General features: G+C 70.8%; 12 protein-coding genes. 6 read left to right on the top strand and 6 right to left on the bottom strand.

Annotated elements, in window-relative coordinates; translation table 11 throughout:
• Positions 1 to 122: 122 nt before the first annotated feature.
• A complete protein-coding gene (locus ACTIGN_RS31905; protein WP_439631593.1) occupies positions 123 to 752 on the bottom strand; it encodes a Uma2 family endonuclease in 630 nt (209 codons plus the stop codon).
• 64 nt (positions 753 to 816) lie between these two features.
• Here ACTIGN_RS31905 and ACTIGN_RS31900 point away from each other — a divergent pair, with 64 nt between their 5' ends.
• Positions 817 to 1410, top strand: coding sequence for a TIGR02996 domain-containing protein (locus tag ACTIGN_RS31900; RefSeq protein ID WP_439631591.1), 594 nt, complete (start codon positions 817 to 819; stop codon positions 1408 to 1410).
• Positions 1411 to 1418: 8 nt separating this feature from the next.
• On the opposite strand, the gene pruA is transcribed toward ACTIGN_RS31900, so the two are convergent.
• The gene (gene pruA, locus ACTIGN_RS31895; RefSeq protein WP_439631589.1) at positions 1419 to 4490 is read right to left on the bottom strand and encodes an L-glutamate gamma-semialdehyde dehydrogenase; all 3072 of its coding nucleotides are present in this window, start codon (positions 4488 to 4490) and stop codon (positions 1419 to 1421) included.
• Between the two features lie 114 nt (positions 4491 to 4604).
• On the opposite strand from pruA, the gene ACTIGN_RS31890 reads away from it, so the two are divergent.
• Positions 4605 to 5462: a serine/threonine protein kinase gene (locus tag ACTIGN_RS31890; RefSeq protein ID WP_439631587.1), complete on the top strand. Its 858-nt coding sequence runs from the start codon at positions 4605 to 4607 to the stop codon at positions 5460 to 5462.
• A gap of 176 nt (positions 5463 to 5638) precedes the next feature.
• Here the strand turns inward: ACTIGN_RS31890 and ACTIGN_RS31885 are convergent, their stop codons facing one another.
• From ACTIGN_RS31885 to ACTIGN_RS31870, 4 genes are all read right to left on the bottom strand, one after another.
• On the bottom strand, positions 5639 to 6505 hold the full coding sequence (locus ACTIGN_RS31885; RefSeq protein WP_439631585.1) for a carbon-nitrogen hydrolase family protein: 867 nt from the start codon (positions 6503 to 6505) through the stop codon (positions 5639 to 5641).
• Positions 6506 to 6516: 11 nt separating this feature from the next.
• On the bottom strand, positions 6517 to 9990 hold the full coding sequence (locus ACTIGN_RS31880) for a hypothetical protein (protein ID WP_439631583.1): 3474 nt from the start codon (positions 9988 to 9990) through the stop codon (positions 6517 to 6519).
• Between the two features lie 220 nt (positions 9991 to 10210).
• Positions 10211 to 10897: a tetratricopeptide repeat protein gene (locus ACTIGN_RS31875; RefSeq protein WP_439631581.1), complete on the bottom strand. Its 687-nt coding sequence runs from the start codon at positions 10895 to 10897 to the stop codon at positions 10211 to 10213.
• An 86-nt stretch (positions 10898 to 10983) separates the two neighbouring features.
• Positions 10984 to 11442, bottom strand: a complete 459-nt coding sequence (locus tag ACTIGN_RS31870; protein ID WP_439631579.1) for a DMT family transporter — start codon at positions 11440 to 11442, stop codon at positions 10984 to 10986.
• Between the two features lie 78 nt (positions 11443 to 11520).
• Here ACTIGN_RS31870 and ACTIGN_RS31865 point away from each other — a divergent pair, with 78 nt between their 5' ends.
• The 4 genes from ACTIGN_RS31865 to ACTIGN_RS31850 all read left to right on the top strand — a co-directional run.
• Positions 11521 to 11979: a hypothetical protein gene (locus ACTIGN_RS31865; protein ID WP_439631578.1), complete on the top strand. Its 459-nt coding sequence runs from the start codon at positions 11521 to 11523 to the stop codon at positions 11977 to 11979.
• 8 nt (positions 11980 to 11987) lie between these two features.
• Complete coding sequence (locus ACTIGN_RS31860; protein WP_439631576.1) at positions 11988 to 12440, top strand: hypothetical protein; 453 nt, start codon at positions 11988 to 11990, stop codon at positions 12438 to 12440.
• Positions 12441 to 12565: 125 nt separating this feature from the next.
• Positions 12566 to 15040: a DUF1549 domain-containing protein gene (locus ACTIGN_RS31855; RefSeq protein WP_439631574.1), complete on the top strand. Its 2475-nt coding sequence runs from the start codon at positions 12566 to 12568 to the stop codon at positions 15038 to 15040.
• 166 nt (positions 15041 to 15206) lie between these two features.
• Positions 15207 to 16517: hypothetical protein (locus ACTIGN_RS31850; protein WP_439631572.1), on the top strand; the 1311-nt coding region annotated here is incomplete at its 3' end.

Genomic DNA, 16517 nt, shown 5'->3' with positions numbered 1-16517 from the left:
CATTCCGACAACTAACAGAGGAAGTATAGCAGGTCGTGCCCGCGGTTTCCACACGGCCGCCCGTGAACCGGGCACGATTCGAGCAGAAAATCATCGGAAATGACGGCCGCACTTGCCGCACTTCACCCGAACACGTCGCTGACGGCCACGGAGCCGACGGTGGCACCATCAAGCACGAACGGAACGAGCGCGCCGGCGGCGTAGTCGGTCCGCTGGGCGTAGGCCGCTGCGGTGCCTGATCCGACCGGTTGCGTGTACACCTCGATCACGCGGTCCGGCACGTTCACGACCCAGTACACGGGGATGCCGTTCTCGGCGTAGATGCTCCCCTTGTCGTCGCGGTCCACGAGCAGCGAGCTGTCCGAGACTTCCACCACCACCCCGATCTCGCCCGGTCCGGGGTGCCGCTTGCGGAAGGTGTTCTCGTCGCCGCGAACCAGAGCCACGTCCGGTTCCGGTTCGCTCCCGGTCGGGAGCGTGATCGCCGACTGGCCCCGAGCGTCCCACCCGGGCGGGACGAGGCGGAGCAATCGCTTGAAGAGCGCCTGGAGAGCGGAATCGTGGGGCGAGCCGCGTGACATTTTGAGTACCAGGTTACCTTCGAGGAGTTCGTAGGGTTCGCCGTCCTGGAGCACGCCCTGCGCAATCATCTTGTGGTACTCGGCGAGCGTGAACTTGCGGAACGCGGCCCGCGCGAGGTAGTGCCGCGGGCGCGTGGCGGCGGGCGGCGTTGTGGCCGGAGCGGTTGACATGCGTGTGCCTCCTCGACGATCTTGTACCACGGACGACTGGCGGTCCTCAACCGGGGTTGCGGCGATGACCGAGCGCGAGATGCTCCTGCGGGCGGTGTGCGAGAGCCCCGACGACGACACCCCGCGGCTCGTCTTCGCCGACTGGCTCGACGAGAACGGCGAGTCCGAACGCGCCGAGTTCATCCGCGTGCAAATTGCAATCGCACCAGGTGAGCCGGACCCGAAGGCAATAGCGCGAGCTGATTCGTTGCTCGGGCGACACAAGAGGCAGTGGGCAGCCGAGTTGCCCACGCATATGGGCTGGGTGTGGGGTAAGTCCTGGAGCCGGGGGTTTGTCGAGGCGCTCCTGGTCACCTCAGATATGGCAGGTCCGCCTCACAATCCGGACCCCGCCCAAGCGTTCGCCGCTGCTCCGATCATCAATTTGGAAATCATGGAGCACACGATCGGCCCGTGGATTCCGCACGTGCGCCACGTCCGGACTTTGAAGCTGAGTGGCGCGCGTTTGACGCGTGCAGAAGCTGCTGCCCTTTGCTCGCCGGCTGTGGGAACTCGACCGACGAGCATTACGATCAGCGGTGGTTTCCAGTTCGAGGAGGGTGTCGTTGAACTGCTTCAGTCACAGTTCGGAGACGTCGTTCGGGTACTTGCGGAGTGACGACACTGTCACTCCCCGGTGCCGCTCTCGGGGGCGAAGCCCCGGCGCATCTGGTTCTCGGTCACGGTGCGGGGCAGCAGGAACTGCAACAAGTAGTCCGGGCCGCCGGCCTTCGAGCCGATCCCGCTCAGCTTGAACCCGCCGAACGGCTGGCGGTCCACCAGCGCCCCGGTACACTTGCGGTTGATGTACAGGTTCCCCACCCGGAACCGCCGCTTCACCTGTTCGAGGTGCGTCGGGGAGCGGCTGAACACCCCGCCCGTCAAGGCGTACTTCGTGCCGTTGGCAATGCGGATGGCGTCGTCGAGGTCCTTCGCGCGGATCACCGACAGCACCGGTCCGAAGATCTCTTCTTGCGCGAGGCCGGCGTTCTCGGGCACGTCGGCGAAGATCGCCGGCCCGACGAAGTGCCCCTGCGACGCGAGCGGCCCGACGTCGGTCTGGTGGACGAGCCGCGCCTCCTTCTTGCCGCTCTCGATCGTCTTGAGGATGCGGTCGCGGCTCTCGGCGTCGATCACCGGGCCGAGCGAGCACCCGGGCTCGTCGGCGGCGCTCACGGTCAGGCTCTTGGTCGCTTCCACGAGGCGGCCCAGGAATTGGTCGTAGATGCCGCTCAGCACGATGGCCCGCGACCCGGCCGAGCACTTCTGCCCGCCGTACCCGAACGCCGAATCGACCACGCCCTTCACGGCCTCGTCGAGGTCCGCGTCGGCGTCCACGATCACCGCGTTCTTGCCGCCCATCTCGGCGATCACCTTCTTCACGAAGGCCTGACCGCCCGGGGTCATCGCGGCCTGCTCGTTGATCGCGAGCGCGACCTTCAGCGAGCCGGTGAACGCGATCAGCGCGACGTCGGGGTGCTGCACGAGAACCGGCCCGATCTCCTCGCCGACGCCGGGGACGAAGTTCACCACGCCCGGCGGCGCGCCCGCGGCCTGGAAGCACTCCATCAACTTCGCGCCGATCACGCCCGACTGCTCGGCCGGCTTCAGGATCACTGTGTTGCCTGCAACGAGTGCGGCCGTGGCCATGCCGGTGAGGATCGCGAGCGGGAAGTTCCACGGAGCGATGACCACGGCCACTCCGCGGGCGTCGTAGAAGTACCGGTTGTCCTCGCCGGGCACGTCGCGGTGCTGCGGGGCCGCGAGCCGCTCCATCTCGGCCGCGTAGTACACGCAGAAGTCGATCGCCTCGGCGACGTCCGCGTCGGACTCGCGCCACGGCTTGCCGGTCTCCAGCACGATCCACGCCGCCAGCTCGAACCGCCGCGCACGGAACTGGTCGGCCACGCGGCGCAGCAGTGCTGCACGGTCGCTCACGGGCACGTCGCGCCACGAGTCGAACGCCTTGAGGCACGACGCGACGGCCGCGTTCGCCTGCTCGACGGTCGCCGCCGCGACCTTGCCGACGAGTTCCGCCGTCCGCGACGGGTTCACGCTATCGAGCGTCTTCGCCGCGGGCAGCGGCTTGTTGTCGACGACGACGGGGTACGTGCGGCCGAGTTCGGTGCGGACCTGCGCCAGCGCCGCGGCCATCGCCGAGCGGTTCGCCGCGACCGAGAAGTCGGAGAGGGGCTCGTTCTTGAACGCGGAGTGCGGAGTGCGGAGTGCGGAGTGCGAACCCGCCGTGCCGTTCGTCGCGTGCGTCGCCGCTGCCATGTCGTTCGCCCCGGTCTGGGTTTTCGATTCCGCATTCCGAATTCCGCGTTCCGCATTCGACGCGGGGTCGCGGAGCAGCACCTCTTCCGATAGGCCTTCCGCGAAGCCCTGGCGCAGGAACGAGTCGTTCGACGAGTTCTCCAGCAGCCGCCGCACGAGGTACGCCATCCCCGGCAGCAGTTGGCCGTAGGGCGTGTAGATGCGGACCCGGTAGCCGAGTGACTGGATCGCCTCCTTGATCGGGTCGGCCATGCCGTACAGCATCTGGAACTCGAACCGCCGTTGGGGCACCTTGAGCCGCTCGGCCGTCGCCATCGCGTGCGAGATGCTGCGGATGTTGTGCGAGCCGAACGCGGGCACGAGCCAGTCGACGTTCGCCAGCAGGAACTCGCTAAGCTTCTCGAAGTTCGCGTCGGACTGCCACTTCTTGGTGAACACCGGCACCGGCCAGCCGTTCTGCGCCGCGATCACCGTCTCGTAGTCCCAGTACGCGCCTTTCACCAGCCGCACCCACACGGGGCACTTGCGCTCGGTCTTGGCCCAGGCGAGCAGCGAGTGCAGGTCGGTCTCGGTGTCGGTGAGGTACGCCTGGATCGCGATGCCGACGTGCGGCCAGTCCCGGAACTCGGGCTCGGTCAAGACCGTCTTGAAGACGTGGAGCGTCGTGTCCTTGAAGCTGTGCTGCTCCATGTCGAAGTTGACGAACGCGCCGGTCCGCTTCGCCAGGGCGAGGATCGGCCGCAGCCGGCGGCACACGGCCCGCGTGGTGCCCTCGGGGTCGATCGGGTCGAACTGGCTGAACAGCGCCGACAGCTTCACCGACACGTTCACCCGCGGCATCGGCCCGCGGTCGTCGCGGTCGATCACCGGCTCTTCGGGCCAGGCGTTGACCTCGCGGGTGAGGCCGGCGAGCAGGTCGAGGTACTGCTTCTGGACGTGGTCGGCCTCGGCCTCGGTGATGGTCGCCTCGCCGAGCAGGTCGATGGTGAACGCGAGCCCACGGGTCCGCATCGCGTGAACGGCGGCTACGGCCTCGGCCACGTTCGATCCGGCGATGAACTTGCGGGCCATCCGCTCGGCGTTGCTCCGGGCCGCCCACGCGAGGGCGCCGCCGAGCATGCCCCCCGTCGGGATGAGCCGGGTGCCGAGGTTGGCCCACCACGGCAGCTCGTGCCGCGCCTCGCCGAGGTACTCGCTGAGGTGCCGCACCACCTCGCCCGAGTCCTTCAAGTAAGGGAGCGTGTCCACGAACCGGAACAGTTGCACCTTCAGGGTCGGGTCGTGCATGCCCAGGCCCATCAGTTTGTCTTCGAGCCACGAGCGGCTGAACAGGACCGCCCCCTGGCGGTCCACCCGCGCGAACACCTCGCGGCCGAAGTCCTTCGTGCGTTCGTCGGGGGCGGGCGGACTCGTTGGGTTCATGGGTCACTCGGTCGGTCGCTCGGGCGCACCGGGGCCGCCACGGGTTTGCCGGCCCGCCGTCCGTGCGGTAACATTGGTACTCGCCTGGTTCTTCTCATCCGTCGGGTGCTACCAATGACGGCCACGGCGATCGGAAAATTCACCGTCCTCGACACCCTCGGGAGCGGGGCCCACAGCAGCATTTTACACATCCGCCGGGCCGACGATCTCAAGGAGTACGCTCTCAAGCTGGTCCCCATCGAGGACCCGGACGACCTCAAGTACCTCGACCAGGCGCGGCACGAGTTCCGCGTCGCCGGGCTCCTCGACCACCCCAACCTCGTGAAGGTCTACTGCTTCGAGACCGAGGGCGGCGGGTGGTTCTCCCGGCCCAAGAAGGCGAAGCTCCTGATCGAGTACGTCCCCGGGCGGACGATGGACAAGGTGCCGCTCCTGCGGATGGCGAAGTTGCTCCGCGTGTTCGAGCGGATCGCCGACGGGCTCATGCACATGCACAAGCAGGGCGTGTACCACGGCGACATGAAGCCCAACAACCTGATCTACGAGCGGGGCACCCGGGTGAAGGTGCTCGACTACGGGCTCGCGTGGATCAAGGGCGAGCCCAAGGACCGCATCCAGGGGACCCCCGAGTACATCGCCCCGGAGACGGTCCAGCACAAGATGGTGAACGAGCGGACCGACATCTACAACCTCGGCGCGACCATGTACCGCCTCACCACGCTCCAACTGCCGCCGAGTTGGGGGCCGGCCGAGGACGCGCTGCCGATGACCTCGGAGCAGTTCAAGAAGACGCTCAAGCCGGTGCGGAGCATCAACCCGCTCGTCCCCGAGGGGCTCGCCGACCTGATCCACAAGTGCCTGCGGCCCAACGCCAACAAGCGGCCGGAGCGGATGAGCCACGTCCAGGGCACCCTCGATCAACTCGCCGACGAGGCCGCCGCCAAGATCGACCCGGACGAACTGGAGACGTGAGGGGTGCTCGTCGACCCCCGTGGATCGATAAGAAGCGGGGGCGGAACGTGGTCGCGTGTCGGGTGATCACTTCGCGTGGTGCCCCTCACCCGCCGCGCTTCGCGGCGGGTGAGGGGCACCACGCGAGAACCAGGCTTCAACCACGCGGACCTATTCGGCCACCGCGTCCAACACAGTCACTTGTTGAAGTGCCCGGTGAACGCGCCGGGGTTCTCGACGAGCGGGCCGTACAGCTCCGGCCGCCGCCAGTTCACGCGGTCGATCTCGTACTCGCCCGCGCACGTCACCACCCGCTTCTGCCGGGCCGCCGCCGGGTCCACCTCGATCGTGAACGTCTCCTCGGCGTCCTCGCGGGCGAAGTGCAGCACGTTGCCGGTGTAGTCGGCCGCCGAGCTCAGCCCGATGTAGTGGAACCCGCTCTCGTCGCCGACGCGGTTCACCGCCAGGTGGTAGACGTGGTTCTCCCAGGCCCGCGCCGCCGACACCAGCTCGGCCATCTTGCGGGCGTTCGTGGCCCAGTTGGTCGGCAGCACGATCAGGTCGGCCCCGAGGAGCGTCAGCACCCGGGCCGTCTCGGGGAAGCTGCCGTCGAAGCAGATGCACATCCCGAGCTTCAGCCCGCCGAGGTCGTGGACCGCGAACGGCCGGTCGCCCGGGTCGGTGAACCGGTCGGCCCCGAGGCACGGGAGGTGCGCCTTGCGGTAGCCCGCGACGAACCCCGACGGGCCGACCAGCGCGGCGGCGTTGTAGAGCTTGCCGTTCGGCGCGGCCTCGAGCAGGCCGAACACGGCCCACACGCCGCGGCGGGCGCACTCCTTCGCGATGAGGTCCGTTGCCGGTCCGGGGAGCGGCTCCGCGGCCCGGAGCGCGTCGGCCCGGCTCGCGAACCCGTACCCCGACAGCGCGCACTCGGGGAACACCACGAGCCGCGCGCCGCGGTCGGCGGCCTCGTTCAGCTTGCGGGCGATCGCGGCCGCGTTGGCGGCGGTGCCGCCGAGGGCGCAGTCCATCTGCACCCCCGCAACGGTCCAGGTGTCGGGCACGGGTACGGTCCTCACTTCCGGGGCGCGGCCTTGTCGGCCTCTTCGATCAGGCGGAGGTACGCCTCGGCCCTCGCGTGGCGGTAGTCGGTCAGCCCCCACTCGGGGGTGCCCGGGATGCGGGTCAGCAGGAACTGGCGCCGGGCCGCGGCGACGTCGCCCTCGAACAGGAACAGCACGCCGCGCTGGTAGAAGAAGTCGGCGTCGCGGGCGACCCGGCCCGCGAGGTCGTTCCGCAGCGGGACGTACCCCAGCGCGCTGTCGAACCCGTTGAGCGCCGCACTCGGCCCCAGCACGCGCGCCATGAGGTCGAACGGCGTGGGGGCGAGGAGCGCCGTGAGCGGGGCGGTCTCGCCCCACATCTCGACCTTCCGCCCGGCGGCGACGAAGAACTTCGGGTCGAACCGGTCCCGGATCGGCTTCGCCTGGTCGGGCCGCGAGCCCGGCCCGTCGAGCGCCGCGAGCACCTGCCCGGCCTCGGCGTACGCCCCCTCGTACACGAACCGGTGGTACACGAGCCAGCGGAACCACTCCGCGATTCCGGGGGCGTTGCGGGCCTTCTCGTCGGCCGTGTCGCTCCCGGCCTGCTCCAGATCCGCGGCCGCGTCCTCCAGCCGGCCCAGCGCCAGTTCGAGGGCCGCGCGGATCAGCCGGAACTGGAACTTGGCCTCGCCGAACTCCTTGGAGAGTTCCGGGTCGTTCAGCCCGCCGAGGAGCTTGAGCGCCTCGCCGGTCAGGTTGAACTGGAGTGCCTGGACCACCTGCTCGGGCAGCTTCTTCCCGGCCCGCCGGGTCTCGAAGGCGTTGCTGCCGCGCGCCAGTTCCGACTCGAACGTCTTCAACTCGCCGCGGATCGCGGTCAGGAGGTCCTCACGCGACTTCGGCTCGGCGATCTCGACCTGCGCGTACCGCTCGGCCCGCTGGAACGTTTCCCGGGCCACGTCGAGCGGGAGCAGGTAGTACGGCGGCGGCGCGGCCCCCTGCTGGGAGACCGCCGGGACGCGGGCGAACCGGCCCCGGGCCGGCTCCACCACGGCTCCGGTCGCGCCCATCTCGGTGAGGACGCGGAACGCCGGGAGGTTCCCGAGTGCCACGCCGAGGTTGAGGACGCCGTACTCCTGGCGGCGGCCCAGGTACAGGAACGCGAGGTTCACGGCGACCTCGGTGGGCGACGCGGTGTACACCCCCGGCCTGAACTCCTCCGGCGGCGGCAGGCGCTCCAGGCACTGGCGGAACGCGGTCAGCCGGCCGAGCGTGCGGTCCGCGTCGGACAGTGGCAGGTCGGGGTCGCCCAGCGCCTGCGCGAGAGCGTAGTACCCGTCCGGGTGGTTCGGGTCCGCGGCGACGGCCCGCCGGGCGGCCCGCAGCGCCAGCAGCGGTGCGGACAGCGGGAGCTCGTCGGGCACGCCGATCCGCGGGACCAGCACGCCCACCCGGAGCGCCAGGGCGGCCGCGCGGTCCACGGCCCCGAGCCGCGGGAGCGCGTGGCCCTGCACGGCGTACTTGTACCGGAGCCACGCGCTCGCCTCGTCCGCACCGGCGGGCGGGAACCCGGGTGCGCGCACGAAGGCGTCCTCCCACCCGGCCGGGGGCGGGACCGGTTGCACCGAGCCCTGCGGGAGCCGCTCGACCCCCGGGCCGAACGCCTGGACCACGGGGTTGACTCGCAGCGCCGCGAACGTCGGCCGCCTGGCCCCGGGAGCCGCGCGCCAGCCCGAGATCGTGGTCCGCCCGTCGAGGTACCACGCCGACCAGTCGTCCGGGGTCCGCCACATCACGTCGGCGGCGTTGGCCGCGGCCCGCCGCATCCCGGCCGAGTCGCCCGGCCCGGAGTGGACCACGACGTACTCGGAGTTGTGCCGCGCGAGCGCGTCGGTCAGCGCCTTGGGACTGGGCTTCTCGTCGGTGGCGACTAGCCCGAGCCCGACGCGAACCGTCAGGAAGTCGCCGTACTCCGGGCGGTGGTGGTTGTACCGCCCGTTGGCGTACACCTTCTCGTCCGGGGCGAACAGCGCGCAGTAGTTGGCGAACTCCAGCGACGTGCCGAACCCGTGCGCCTCGGGCGGCAGGTGCCCCGCGGCCCGCCACGCGTTGAGCTGCTCGGCGCCCCTCACCATCGACGCCTCGGGCTCGACGGCCCACGCCACGCGGCGGGCGTAGGCCGGGTTGATCGCCGGCGGGTGGACCCACCCCGGGACCGCCAGCACGCACGCGACCAGCACGCCCAGCAGCGACACGACCCGCCCGCCGCCCGAGCCGAGCAGCAGGAACCGTGTCCGCGGGTTGCCCCACGTCGAGAGCGTGGCCCGCGCCGACACCGCGTTCAGTTGGCCGGCGACGATCGGGACCGCGACCAGGGCCAGGAACGGGATCGCGTACACGGTCCCCAGCGCGAGCAGCGCGAACCCGACCCACAGCGCGACGTGCGCGATCCGCACCCGGCCCCCGGCGAGGCCCAGCGCCGTGCCGCCGCCGACGAACAGCAGCGCGAAGCAGAGGCCGTTGTGGTTGTACCCGAGCCCCGCGTTGTTCGTGTAGAACGAGTCGAACGGCGTGAGCAGCAGTTGCTTGAACCGCAGGTCGGCGGCCAGATCCCGCGCCCCGGTCAGCTCGAACGGGAGCTGCCAGACCCGGACGTGGTGCGGGTTCAGCATGCACGCGAGGACGCCGGCGGCGAGGGCCTTCGCCAGCGTCGGCACGTCGGGCTGCACCGCGAGCGGCTCCCCGGGCTCGCCGTCCGGCCCCGGGGCGGCGCGGCCGCGGCGCTGGACCAACTCGCCGACCAGCACGAGCGCGAGCGCCGCCGGGCCGATGAAGAACCACTCGTCCACGTTCGCCCACAGCCAGAACGTCGCGGCGATCGCGGCGGGGAACCGCCACGACCCGGCCCGGTGCGGCAGGCGGAACAGGAGCAGCAGCGTCACCGCGAGGAGGAACAGCGACCCGACGGTGGGCCGCAGGTGCAGGTACGGCGCCGCCGCGACGACGCCGACCGCGGCGACCGCGGCCCACGGCCACAGCGGGAACGCGGGCCGGCGGATCGCGACGACGAGGCCGAACGCGGCCGCGGCGAACGCCGCCTTCACGGCCACGAGAAGGCCGCCGTTCCCCGAGTACAGCAGCGCGCACCCGAGGTCGAAGAGTATGCTGTGGTTGACCCACGGGCGGTCGGCGGCGGTGTAGCTGAACGGGTCGGTGCCGGGGGCGTAGGTGCCGGCGAGGAGCCGCTGGCCGGCGGCGACGTGGAGGAACAGGTCCGAGTTCCGCGCGACGAACGAGGCGGCCAGGAACGCGAGGACGACGGTGAACACGGCGAGGGTGAAGTCGGCCCCGGCGAACCAGGCGGGCCACGTCGCGACTTTATCGACGGGGGCCGCGGGCGGCTCGGGGGCGGGCGGGGTTTCGCCCCCCGGGACCGACAGGTCGGGGGCGGGCGACCCGGGGTCGTTCGGTTCCGGCGGCGGCGGCGGTGGCGCGGACAGCTTCACGACGACCTCGTTGAGTCAGTCACGATCGACAATTCAGACACGCTAGGTGCCACCGGAGGTACGGTCAAGCAGCGTGGGGAGTTCGAACCGGGGAAGTGGGGCGCGTGCAATCGATCGAATCACGGCGCTCTTGGGCTTTCGAGCCACGGGGCTTCCCCCCGTGGGGGCTCCGCGCGACAAACGCCACGGGGGCAGGCCCCGTGGCTCGACGGAAGAAGGGTCACTCGCCGCTGCGGTCGAGGGTGCGTTCGAGCTGCCGGATCGTGTCGTGGAGGTGCTCGAGGACCGGGTTGATGTCGAGCGCCGTGCGGAACGCGCGGATCGCGCCGCGGGGCTTGCCGAGCTTCGCGAGGCACTGGCCCAGGCCGGCGGCCGCGCCGAAGTGGAACGGGTTCAGCCGCAGGGTCGCCTCGCAGTCCTCGACGGCCCGCGCGAACTCGCCCCGCTTGAAGTACCAGATCGCGCGCTGGTTGAATACCTCGGCGAACGCTGGGGCCTCGCGGGCCAGGGCGTCGAGTTCGGCGCGGGCCGTGGCCGCGTCCGGGTTTCGGGCGGCCCCGCGGAGCCGCCAGTTCTGGTCGGGGGTGCCCGCCCGGAACCACACCTCCCAGAGCGCGTCGGCCGAGAACTTCTGCACCAGCACGTCGCGGTCGGCCAGGGCCGCGGCCAGGACCGGGTTCGAGTCCATCGTCCCGACGAACCCCAGGGCCAGGGCCGCGGCGCGGCGGGCCTTCACGTCGGCCGAGGCCAGCACCCGCTGGAGCGTCCCCTCGGTGTACCGGGTGCGGACGGACGCCCGGAAGGCGCCCATGGCGTCGTGGACCCCGGCGGCCCACAGGTCCTCGTCGTCGCCCGGTCGCAGTTCGGGCAACTTCTCGAACATCTCGACCAGCAGAGAGGCTGACACGGCCGGACCCCCGAGCAACGGGCGGGACGATTACCAACAATCTAGTGTACGCACCGCGGCGGGGGCAACCGGAAGAACGCACGCCCTCACAGGTACTTGATGCACACAACACCGCCCACCACGAGCACCGCGCCGAGCACCCGCCCGGCGGTGACCGGCTGCTCCTGGAGCCCGAGCAGGGCGAAGTGGTCGAGGAGCAGCGAGCACAGGAGCTGCCCGCCGACGACCAGCGCGATGAACAGCGCCGCGCCGAGTTCGCGGGCGAGCGCCGCCCCGGCCAGGACGATGAGCGCCCCGAGCGGCCCGCCGATCCAGTTCCACCACTGCGTCCCGCGGAGCGCCTCGGCGCTGGGCAGCGGCGGCCGGACGACGAGCATCACGGCCGCGGCGGTCAGGATGGTGCCGAGGATCGAGAAGAACATGGCCCAGAGTGCGAACTGCGGGTGGTCGCCGAGGTTCTGGCGGAACTTCCCGTTGGCCGACGCCTGCATCGCGATGCACGCACCGGCCCCCATCGCCAGTAGCGCAAAGATCGTGGTGTGCATCCGGGGATTGTACGGACCGTTGAGGCCGCGGCGCGCGGCGGGTACGATGGGGGTGTGTGGACGGTGGAGGTTCGCCCGATGGTCGCCCGCGTGGTCCCGACGCTCCGCCTCGCCGTGCTGTGCGAGGAGGTCATCTACGATCGCGACGGCAACCCGTTCGGGTTGAACGTGCCCGTGCATACGGTCACGTTGCCCGACGATGCGGTCGGCCCGTACATCCCGCCGACGCTGGCGCTGTACCTCCAGTTGTCGGACGGCGTCGGGGCGTTCTACGTCACGACCGAGGTTCGGTCCGAGGGCGGTAGCGTCGTGTACCGCTCGAAGCCGCCAGTCGAGGTCGTGTTCCCGGGCACCACCCACCGCGCCGTGCCCCAGGAAGTCGTCCTCGACCTCCACGGGCTCGCGTTCCCGGGACCGGGCGCGTACGAGTTGCTGGTGTTCTGCAACCACGCGTCGTTGCACGACCCGCACGCCGAAATTCCCGTTCCGTACCCACCGGTCCGCGTCAGCGTGATGCGAGGGGAGCAAGTTTCGTGAGGGAACCGATGAACCACGCGCAAGACCGCCAGCGGAAACTGCCCCGTGTCGGCCCTCCCGCGATCCGCGCGAGTGTCACGATGGAACCGGTCGGCCCGGCCGCGGGTGCGGAGGGCGGGGCATTCCAGACCGAGCCCGTTCGCGCTGAGGTCGGCGCGCCGCTCTCGGGCGGCGAGGACGGCGGCCGCCTGCTCGTCACGCTGCGGGGGCTCGTCGGCAAGTTGAGCGAGTGCGAGGAACTCCTCGGCCGCCCGGGCCTGCGGGTCCACGGCGAGCGGTCCGGGGTCGCCGGCGGGCGGGCGGTCGTGAGCGTCGGCCCGAGCGACCCGGTCGGGGCCGTCGAGACGTGCAAGCGGGTCGCCGACGCGCTGTTCGCGCTCGTCCGCACGATCCCCGGCGCGACCGTGCGGGTCGTCTCGGTCGACCATCCGGACCGGCCGATCTACGAGCCCGCCGCGTAACCGCTCCCCCGATCTGCTTGACATCCGGGGCCGCGTTCGGGACGATCTGGTTACCCGCCGCCGACGACCCGTCACCCGTCGGACTCCGCACCCGGGCTCCCCGCCCGGCCCGCCAGGGGTTCCCCATGCTCCCCCGCCTCCTCTCCGCGTGCGTCGCAATCGCCGGCCTCGTCGCCCCGGCGCTCGCCGACGACCCGATCGCGCCGGCGAAGCCGCCCGCCGGTGCGCCCAAGGAACTCGTCGTCCACCCGGCCGCGGTGAAGCTCTCGGGGCCGCGGGACGAGCAGCGGCTCGTCGTCCTCGGCGTCTGGGCCGACGGCCGCACGTTCGACCTCACCCGCGACGCCAAGTTCCGCAGCGCCGACGCGAAGGTCGCGGTCGCGGACCGCGGCGTCGCCCGTTCGGCCGGCGACGGCACCACCACCTTCACGGTCGAGGCCGCCGGAGCGAAGGCGTCGGTACCGGTGACCGTCGCGAAGGGGGCCGCGGATGCGCCGGTGAGTTTCGCGACCGAGGTGGTCCCGATCCTGACGAAGAACGGGTGCAACTCCGGCGGGTGCCACGGCGCGGCGCTGGGCCGCGGCGGGTTCCGGTTGTCGCTGTTCGGGTTCGACCCGGCGTTCGACCACGACCAGATCGTGAAGAGCAACGAGGGCCGCCGCGTCGTCGTCAGCGACCCCGAGCGGAGCATCGTGCTGGCCAAGCCGGCGCTCGTGATGGAGCACGGCGGCGGCGAGAAGCTCAAGCACAACGGCCGCGACTACGCCCGCCTGCGGCAGTGGCTCGAAGACGGCGCGCCCGGCCCCGACGCGAAGAGGGACGCCGAGGTCGCCAAGCTGGAGGTGTTCCCGCCGAAGCGGGTGATGGTGCCGGGCGAGCAGCAGCAACTCGCCGTCACCGCCGTGTGGACCGACGGCCGCCGCGAGGACGTGACCGCGACCGCACAGTTCGACGCGCTCAACGACTCGGTCGCGGCGGTCACGGCGGCCGGGTTGGTCACCGCGAAGAAGGCCGGCGAGACGCACGTCATGATCCGGTTCGGCGGGCAGGCCGAGGTCGCGCAGGTGACGCTCCCGTTCGCGAGGATCGAGAAGTACCCCGACGTGCCAGCGAACAACTTCATCGACCAGAAGTTGCTCGCGAAGTGGAAGGACCTCGGGCTGACGCCGTCGCCCCTGTGCGACGACGACGACTTCCTCCGCCGCCTGTGCCTCGACGCGATCGGCACGCTCCCGACCCCCGACGAAGTGCGTGCGTTCCTGGCGGACAATGACCCGAAGAAGCGAACGAAGGCGATCGACACGGTGCTGGACCGCGGCGAGTTCACCGACTGGTGGGCGCTGAAGTGGGGCGACCTGTTGCGGATCAACCGCACCGCGCTGCAAGAAAAGGGGATGTGGAGCTTCCACAACTGGGTGCGGGCTCAGGTCCGCGACAACACCCCCGCGGACGCGTTCGTCCGCGACGTGGTGACCGCCGAGGGGAGCACGTTCCTCGACGGCCCGGCGAACTACTTCCGCATCGGCCGCGGGGCCGACGAGTGGGCCGAGACGACCGCCCAACTGTTCCTCGGCATCCGCATCGGGTGCGCAAAGTGCCACCACCACCCGTTCGAGAAGTGGAGCCAGGACGACTACTACGGGCTGACCGCGTTCTTCACCCGGATCGGCACGAAGAACAGCCAGGAGTTCGGCCTGTTCGGGGCGGAGACGGTCGTCTTCATCCGGCCGACCGGCGAGGCCACGCACCCCCGCAAGCGCGGGGTCGTGAAGCCGCTCCCGCTCGACGCCGACCCGAAGCTGTCGTGGGACGACGAGTTCGACCGCCGCAAGCGGCTCGCCGACTGGCTCACCGCCCCGGACAACAGGATGTTCGCCCGGAACCTCGCGAACCGGTTCTGGGGGTACACGATGGGCCGCGGGCTCGTCGAACCGCTCGACGACATGCGCGCCACCAACCCCGCCACGAACCCGGAACTGCTCGACGCGCTCGCCGACGACCTCGTGAAAGCGAAGTTCGACGTGAAGCACCTGCTGCGGACGATCTTCAACAGCCGGGCGTACCAGCTCTCGGCGACGCCCACCGATGGGAACAAGATCGACACCGCGAACACGCACTTCACGCACCGCACGGTGCGCCGGCTCAGCGCCGAGCAACTCGCGGACGCGGTGGACTTCGCGACCGGGACGCGCGAGAAGTACGCCGGGCTGCCGCTCGGCACGCGGGCGATCCAACTGCCCGACAGCGAGGTGAAGTCGTACCTCATGGACACGTTCGGCCGCCCGCCGCGGCAGGTGCTGTGCGAGTGCGAGCGGACCGGGGTGCCGAACATCGCGCAGGCGATGCACCTGCTCAACGGCACCACGCTCAACGCGAAGATCGCCGACAAGACCGGCCGCGTCGAGAAGCTGCTCGCCGAGAACGCGCCGCTGCCGAAGGCGGTCGAGGAGCTGTACCTGGCGACGTGGTCCCGGCCGCCGACCGCCGACGAGGCGAAGAAGGCCGAGGGGTGGGTGAAGTCGGCCCCGTCGGACCGCGAGGGGCTGCAAGACCTCCTCTGGGTGCTCACCAACAGCCGCGAGTTCCTGTTCAACCGGTGACACGCGGGTGGCTGATGGAACCCCGAATCGCCCGCGGCCCCGGCCGCGGGCGATTTTCGTTCTCGGCCGGTCACAACTCCGGGCGGCGGGCGTGTGGGTGGGCATGAGGCGGTGCGGGCGAGTGGCCCGGAACCGCCGGCACCCACAACCCCGACCGGAGTTCGACATGGCGCCTCCCCGCAACACCGTCCGCACCCGCCTCGGTCTCGAGTGCCTCCAGGCCCGCGTCGTGCCGGCCGTCGTCGTCACGCATACCGACCTCGACGGCGACGGTGCGGCCGACGACGTCCGCATCGTCGGCGACAGCGCCAAGAACATCGTCACGGTCGGCGACAACGGCAGCACCGCCCTCACCGTGTCGATCGACGCGAACGGCGACGGCGACTTCACCGACGCCAAGGACGTGAACGGGGCGGTGTACAACTACACCGGGAACAGCGTCGGCGTTGAGGTGGGCCTGGCGGCCGGCAACGACGCCTTTACCTATACGCTCCAGAACAACGTCTCGGGCGGGAGCCGCACCCTGCACGTCGGCCTGGGGGCCGGCAACAACGCCTTCACCCTCGACGCCGCGAACAAGAACTTCTCCGCCGGCTCGCTGCTGGAGGTGGACGTGACCGCCGGGACCGGGGCGGACACCGCGGCCGTCACCGTCGGCCAGGTCAGCGCCTCTGTCGCCGCCGTGCGGTACGACCTCCGGGCCGGCAACGACACCGGCAAGGTCGCGTTCGGCAACATCGACCAGGCCGCTTCGGTGGACGTGGACGCGGACCTGGGCGACGGCTCGAACGCGGTGACCGTCGAGCTGAACGGGGTCGGCAAGTTCGACCGGGCCACCGCGACGGTCAGCGTGGCGACCGGGACCGGGGCGGACACCGTGGCCCTGAACCTGCACGACGACGTCGGCGACGGCTCGGTGGCCTCGGCCCTGCTCGCCAACGTGTACCTCGGCGGCGGCAACGACACCTTCACCGCGGGCCTGGACTACGACGGCACCACCTTCCGGGTGGACAACAATAGCGTCGCATCGATCGCGGTCCGCGGCGGGGCCGGCAACGACACGTTCGTCGCGCAAGGGGTCGGGGTGGGGGCCGCCAACGCCATCCGCATCGACCAGGGCGGGTTGCTCGACCTCAACCTGAAGGGCGGGTCCGGCGACGACACCGTGGCCGTGGCCCTCAGCAAGCCCGACGGCCTGTTCCTCGAAGGCACCCTCCGGGCGGTACTCGACGGCGGGGCCGGGAAGGACGCCCTCACCGCTTCCTTCGCCAACACGACCACCACGACCGGGGAGTACGACGTGGCGGTCCTCGGCGGTGCGGACAACGACCAGGTGACCTTCGGCCTCGTGAACAACGGCGGAGCCCCGACCTTCGGGCCGCTCGGCAAGGTGGTTCTGAAGGGCGGGACCGGGACCGACGCGCTGAAGAACGACAACCCGGCGGTGAGCCTGGCGGCGTACTTCGAGACGCTGCTG

Source organism: Gemmata sp. (assembly GCF_051859125.1).
Classification (GTDB): Bacteria; Planctomycetota; Planctomycetia; order Gemmatales; family Gemmataceae; genus Gemmata.
The sequence above is the reverse complement of the archived record's forward strand: the minus strand, read 5'-3'. Positions and strand labels throughout refer to the sequence as shown.

Bases quoted from the DNA above. Each gene is read 5' to 3' on its own strand.
- ACTIGN_RS31900 (WP_439631591.1), top strand. From the start codon at position 817: ATGACCGAGCGCGAGATGCTCCTGCGGGCGGTGTGCGAGAGCCCCGAC.
- ACTIGN_RS31890 (WP_439631587.1), top strand. From the start codon at position 4,605: ATGACGGCCACGGCGATCGGAAAATTCACCGTCCTCGACACCCTCGGG.
- pruA (WP_439631589.1), bottom strand. From the start codon at position 4,490: ATGAACCCAACGAGTCCGCCCGCCCCCGACGAACGCACGAAGGACTTC.
- ACTIGN_RS31860 (WP_439631576.1), top strand. From the start codon at position 11,988: ATGAACCACGCGCAAGACCGCCAGCGGAAACTGCCCCGTGTCGGCCCT.
- ACTIGN_RS31855 (WP_439631574.1), top strand. From the start codon at position 12,566: ATGCTCCCCCGCCTCCTCTCCGCGTGCGTCGCAATCGCCGGCCTCGTC.
- ACTIGN_RS31870 (WP_439631579.1), bottom strand. From the start codon at position 11,442: ATGCACACCACGATCTTTGCGCTACTGGCGATGGGGGCCGGTGCGTGC.
- ACTIGN_RS31865 (WP_439631578.1), top strand. From the start codon at position 11,521: ATGGTCGCCCGCGTGGTCCCGACGCTCCGCCTCGCCGTGCTGTGCGAG.
- ACTIGN_RS31905 (WP_439631593.1), bottom strand. From the start codon at position 752: ATGTCAACCGCTCCGGCCACAACGCCGCCCGCCGCCACGCGCCCGCGG.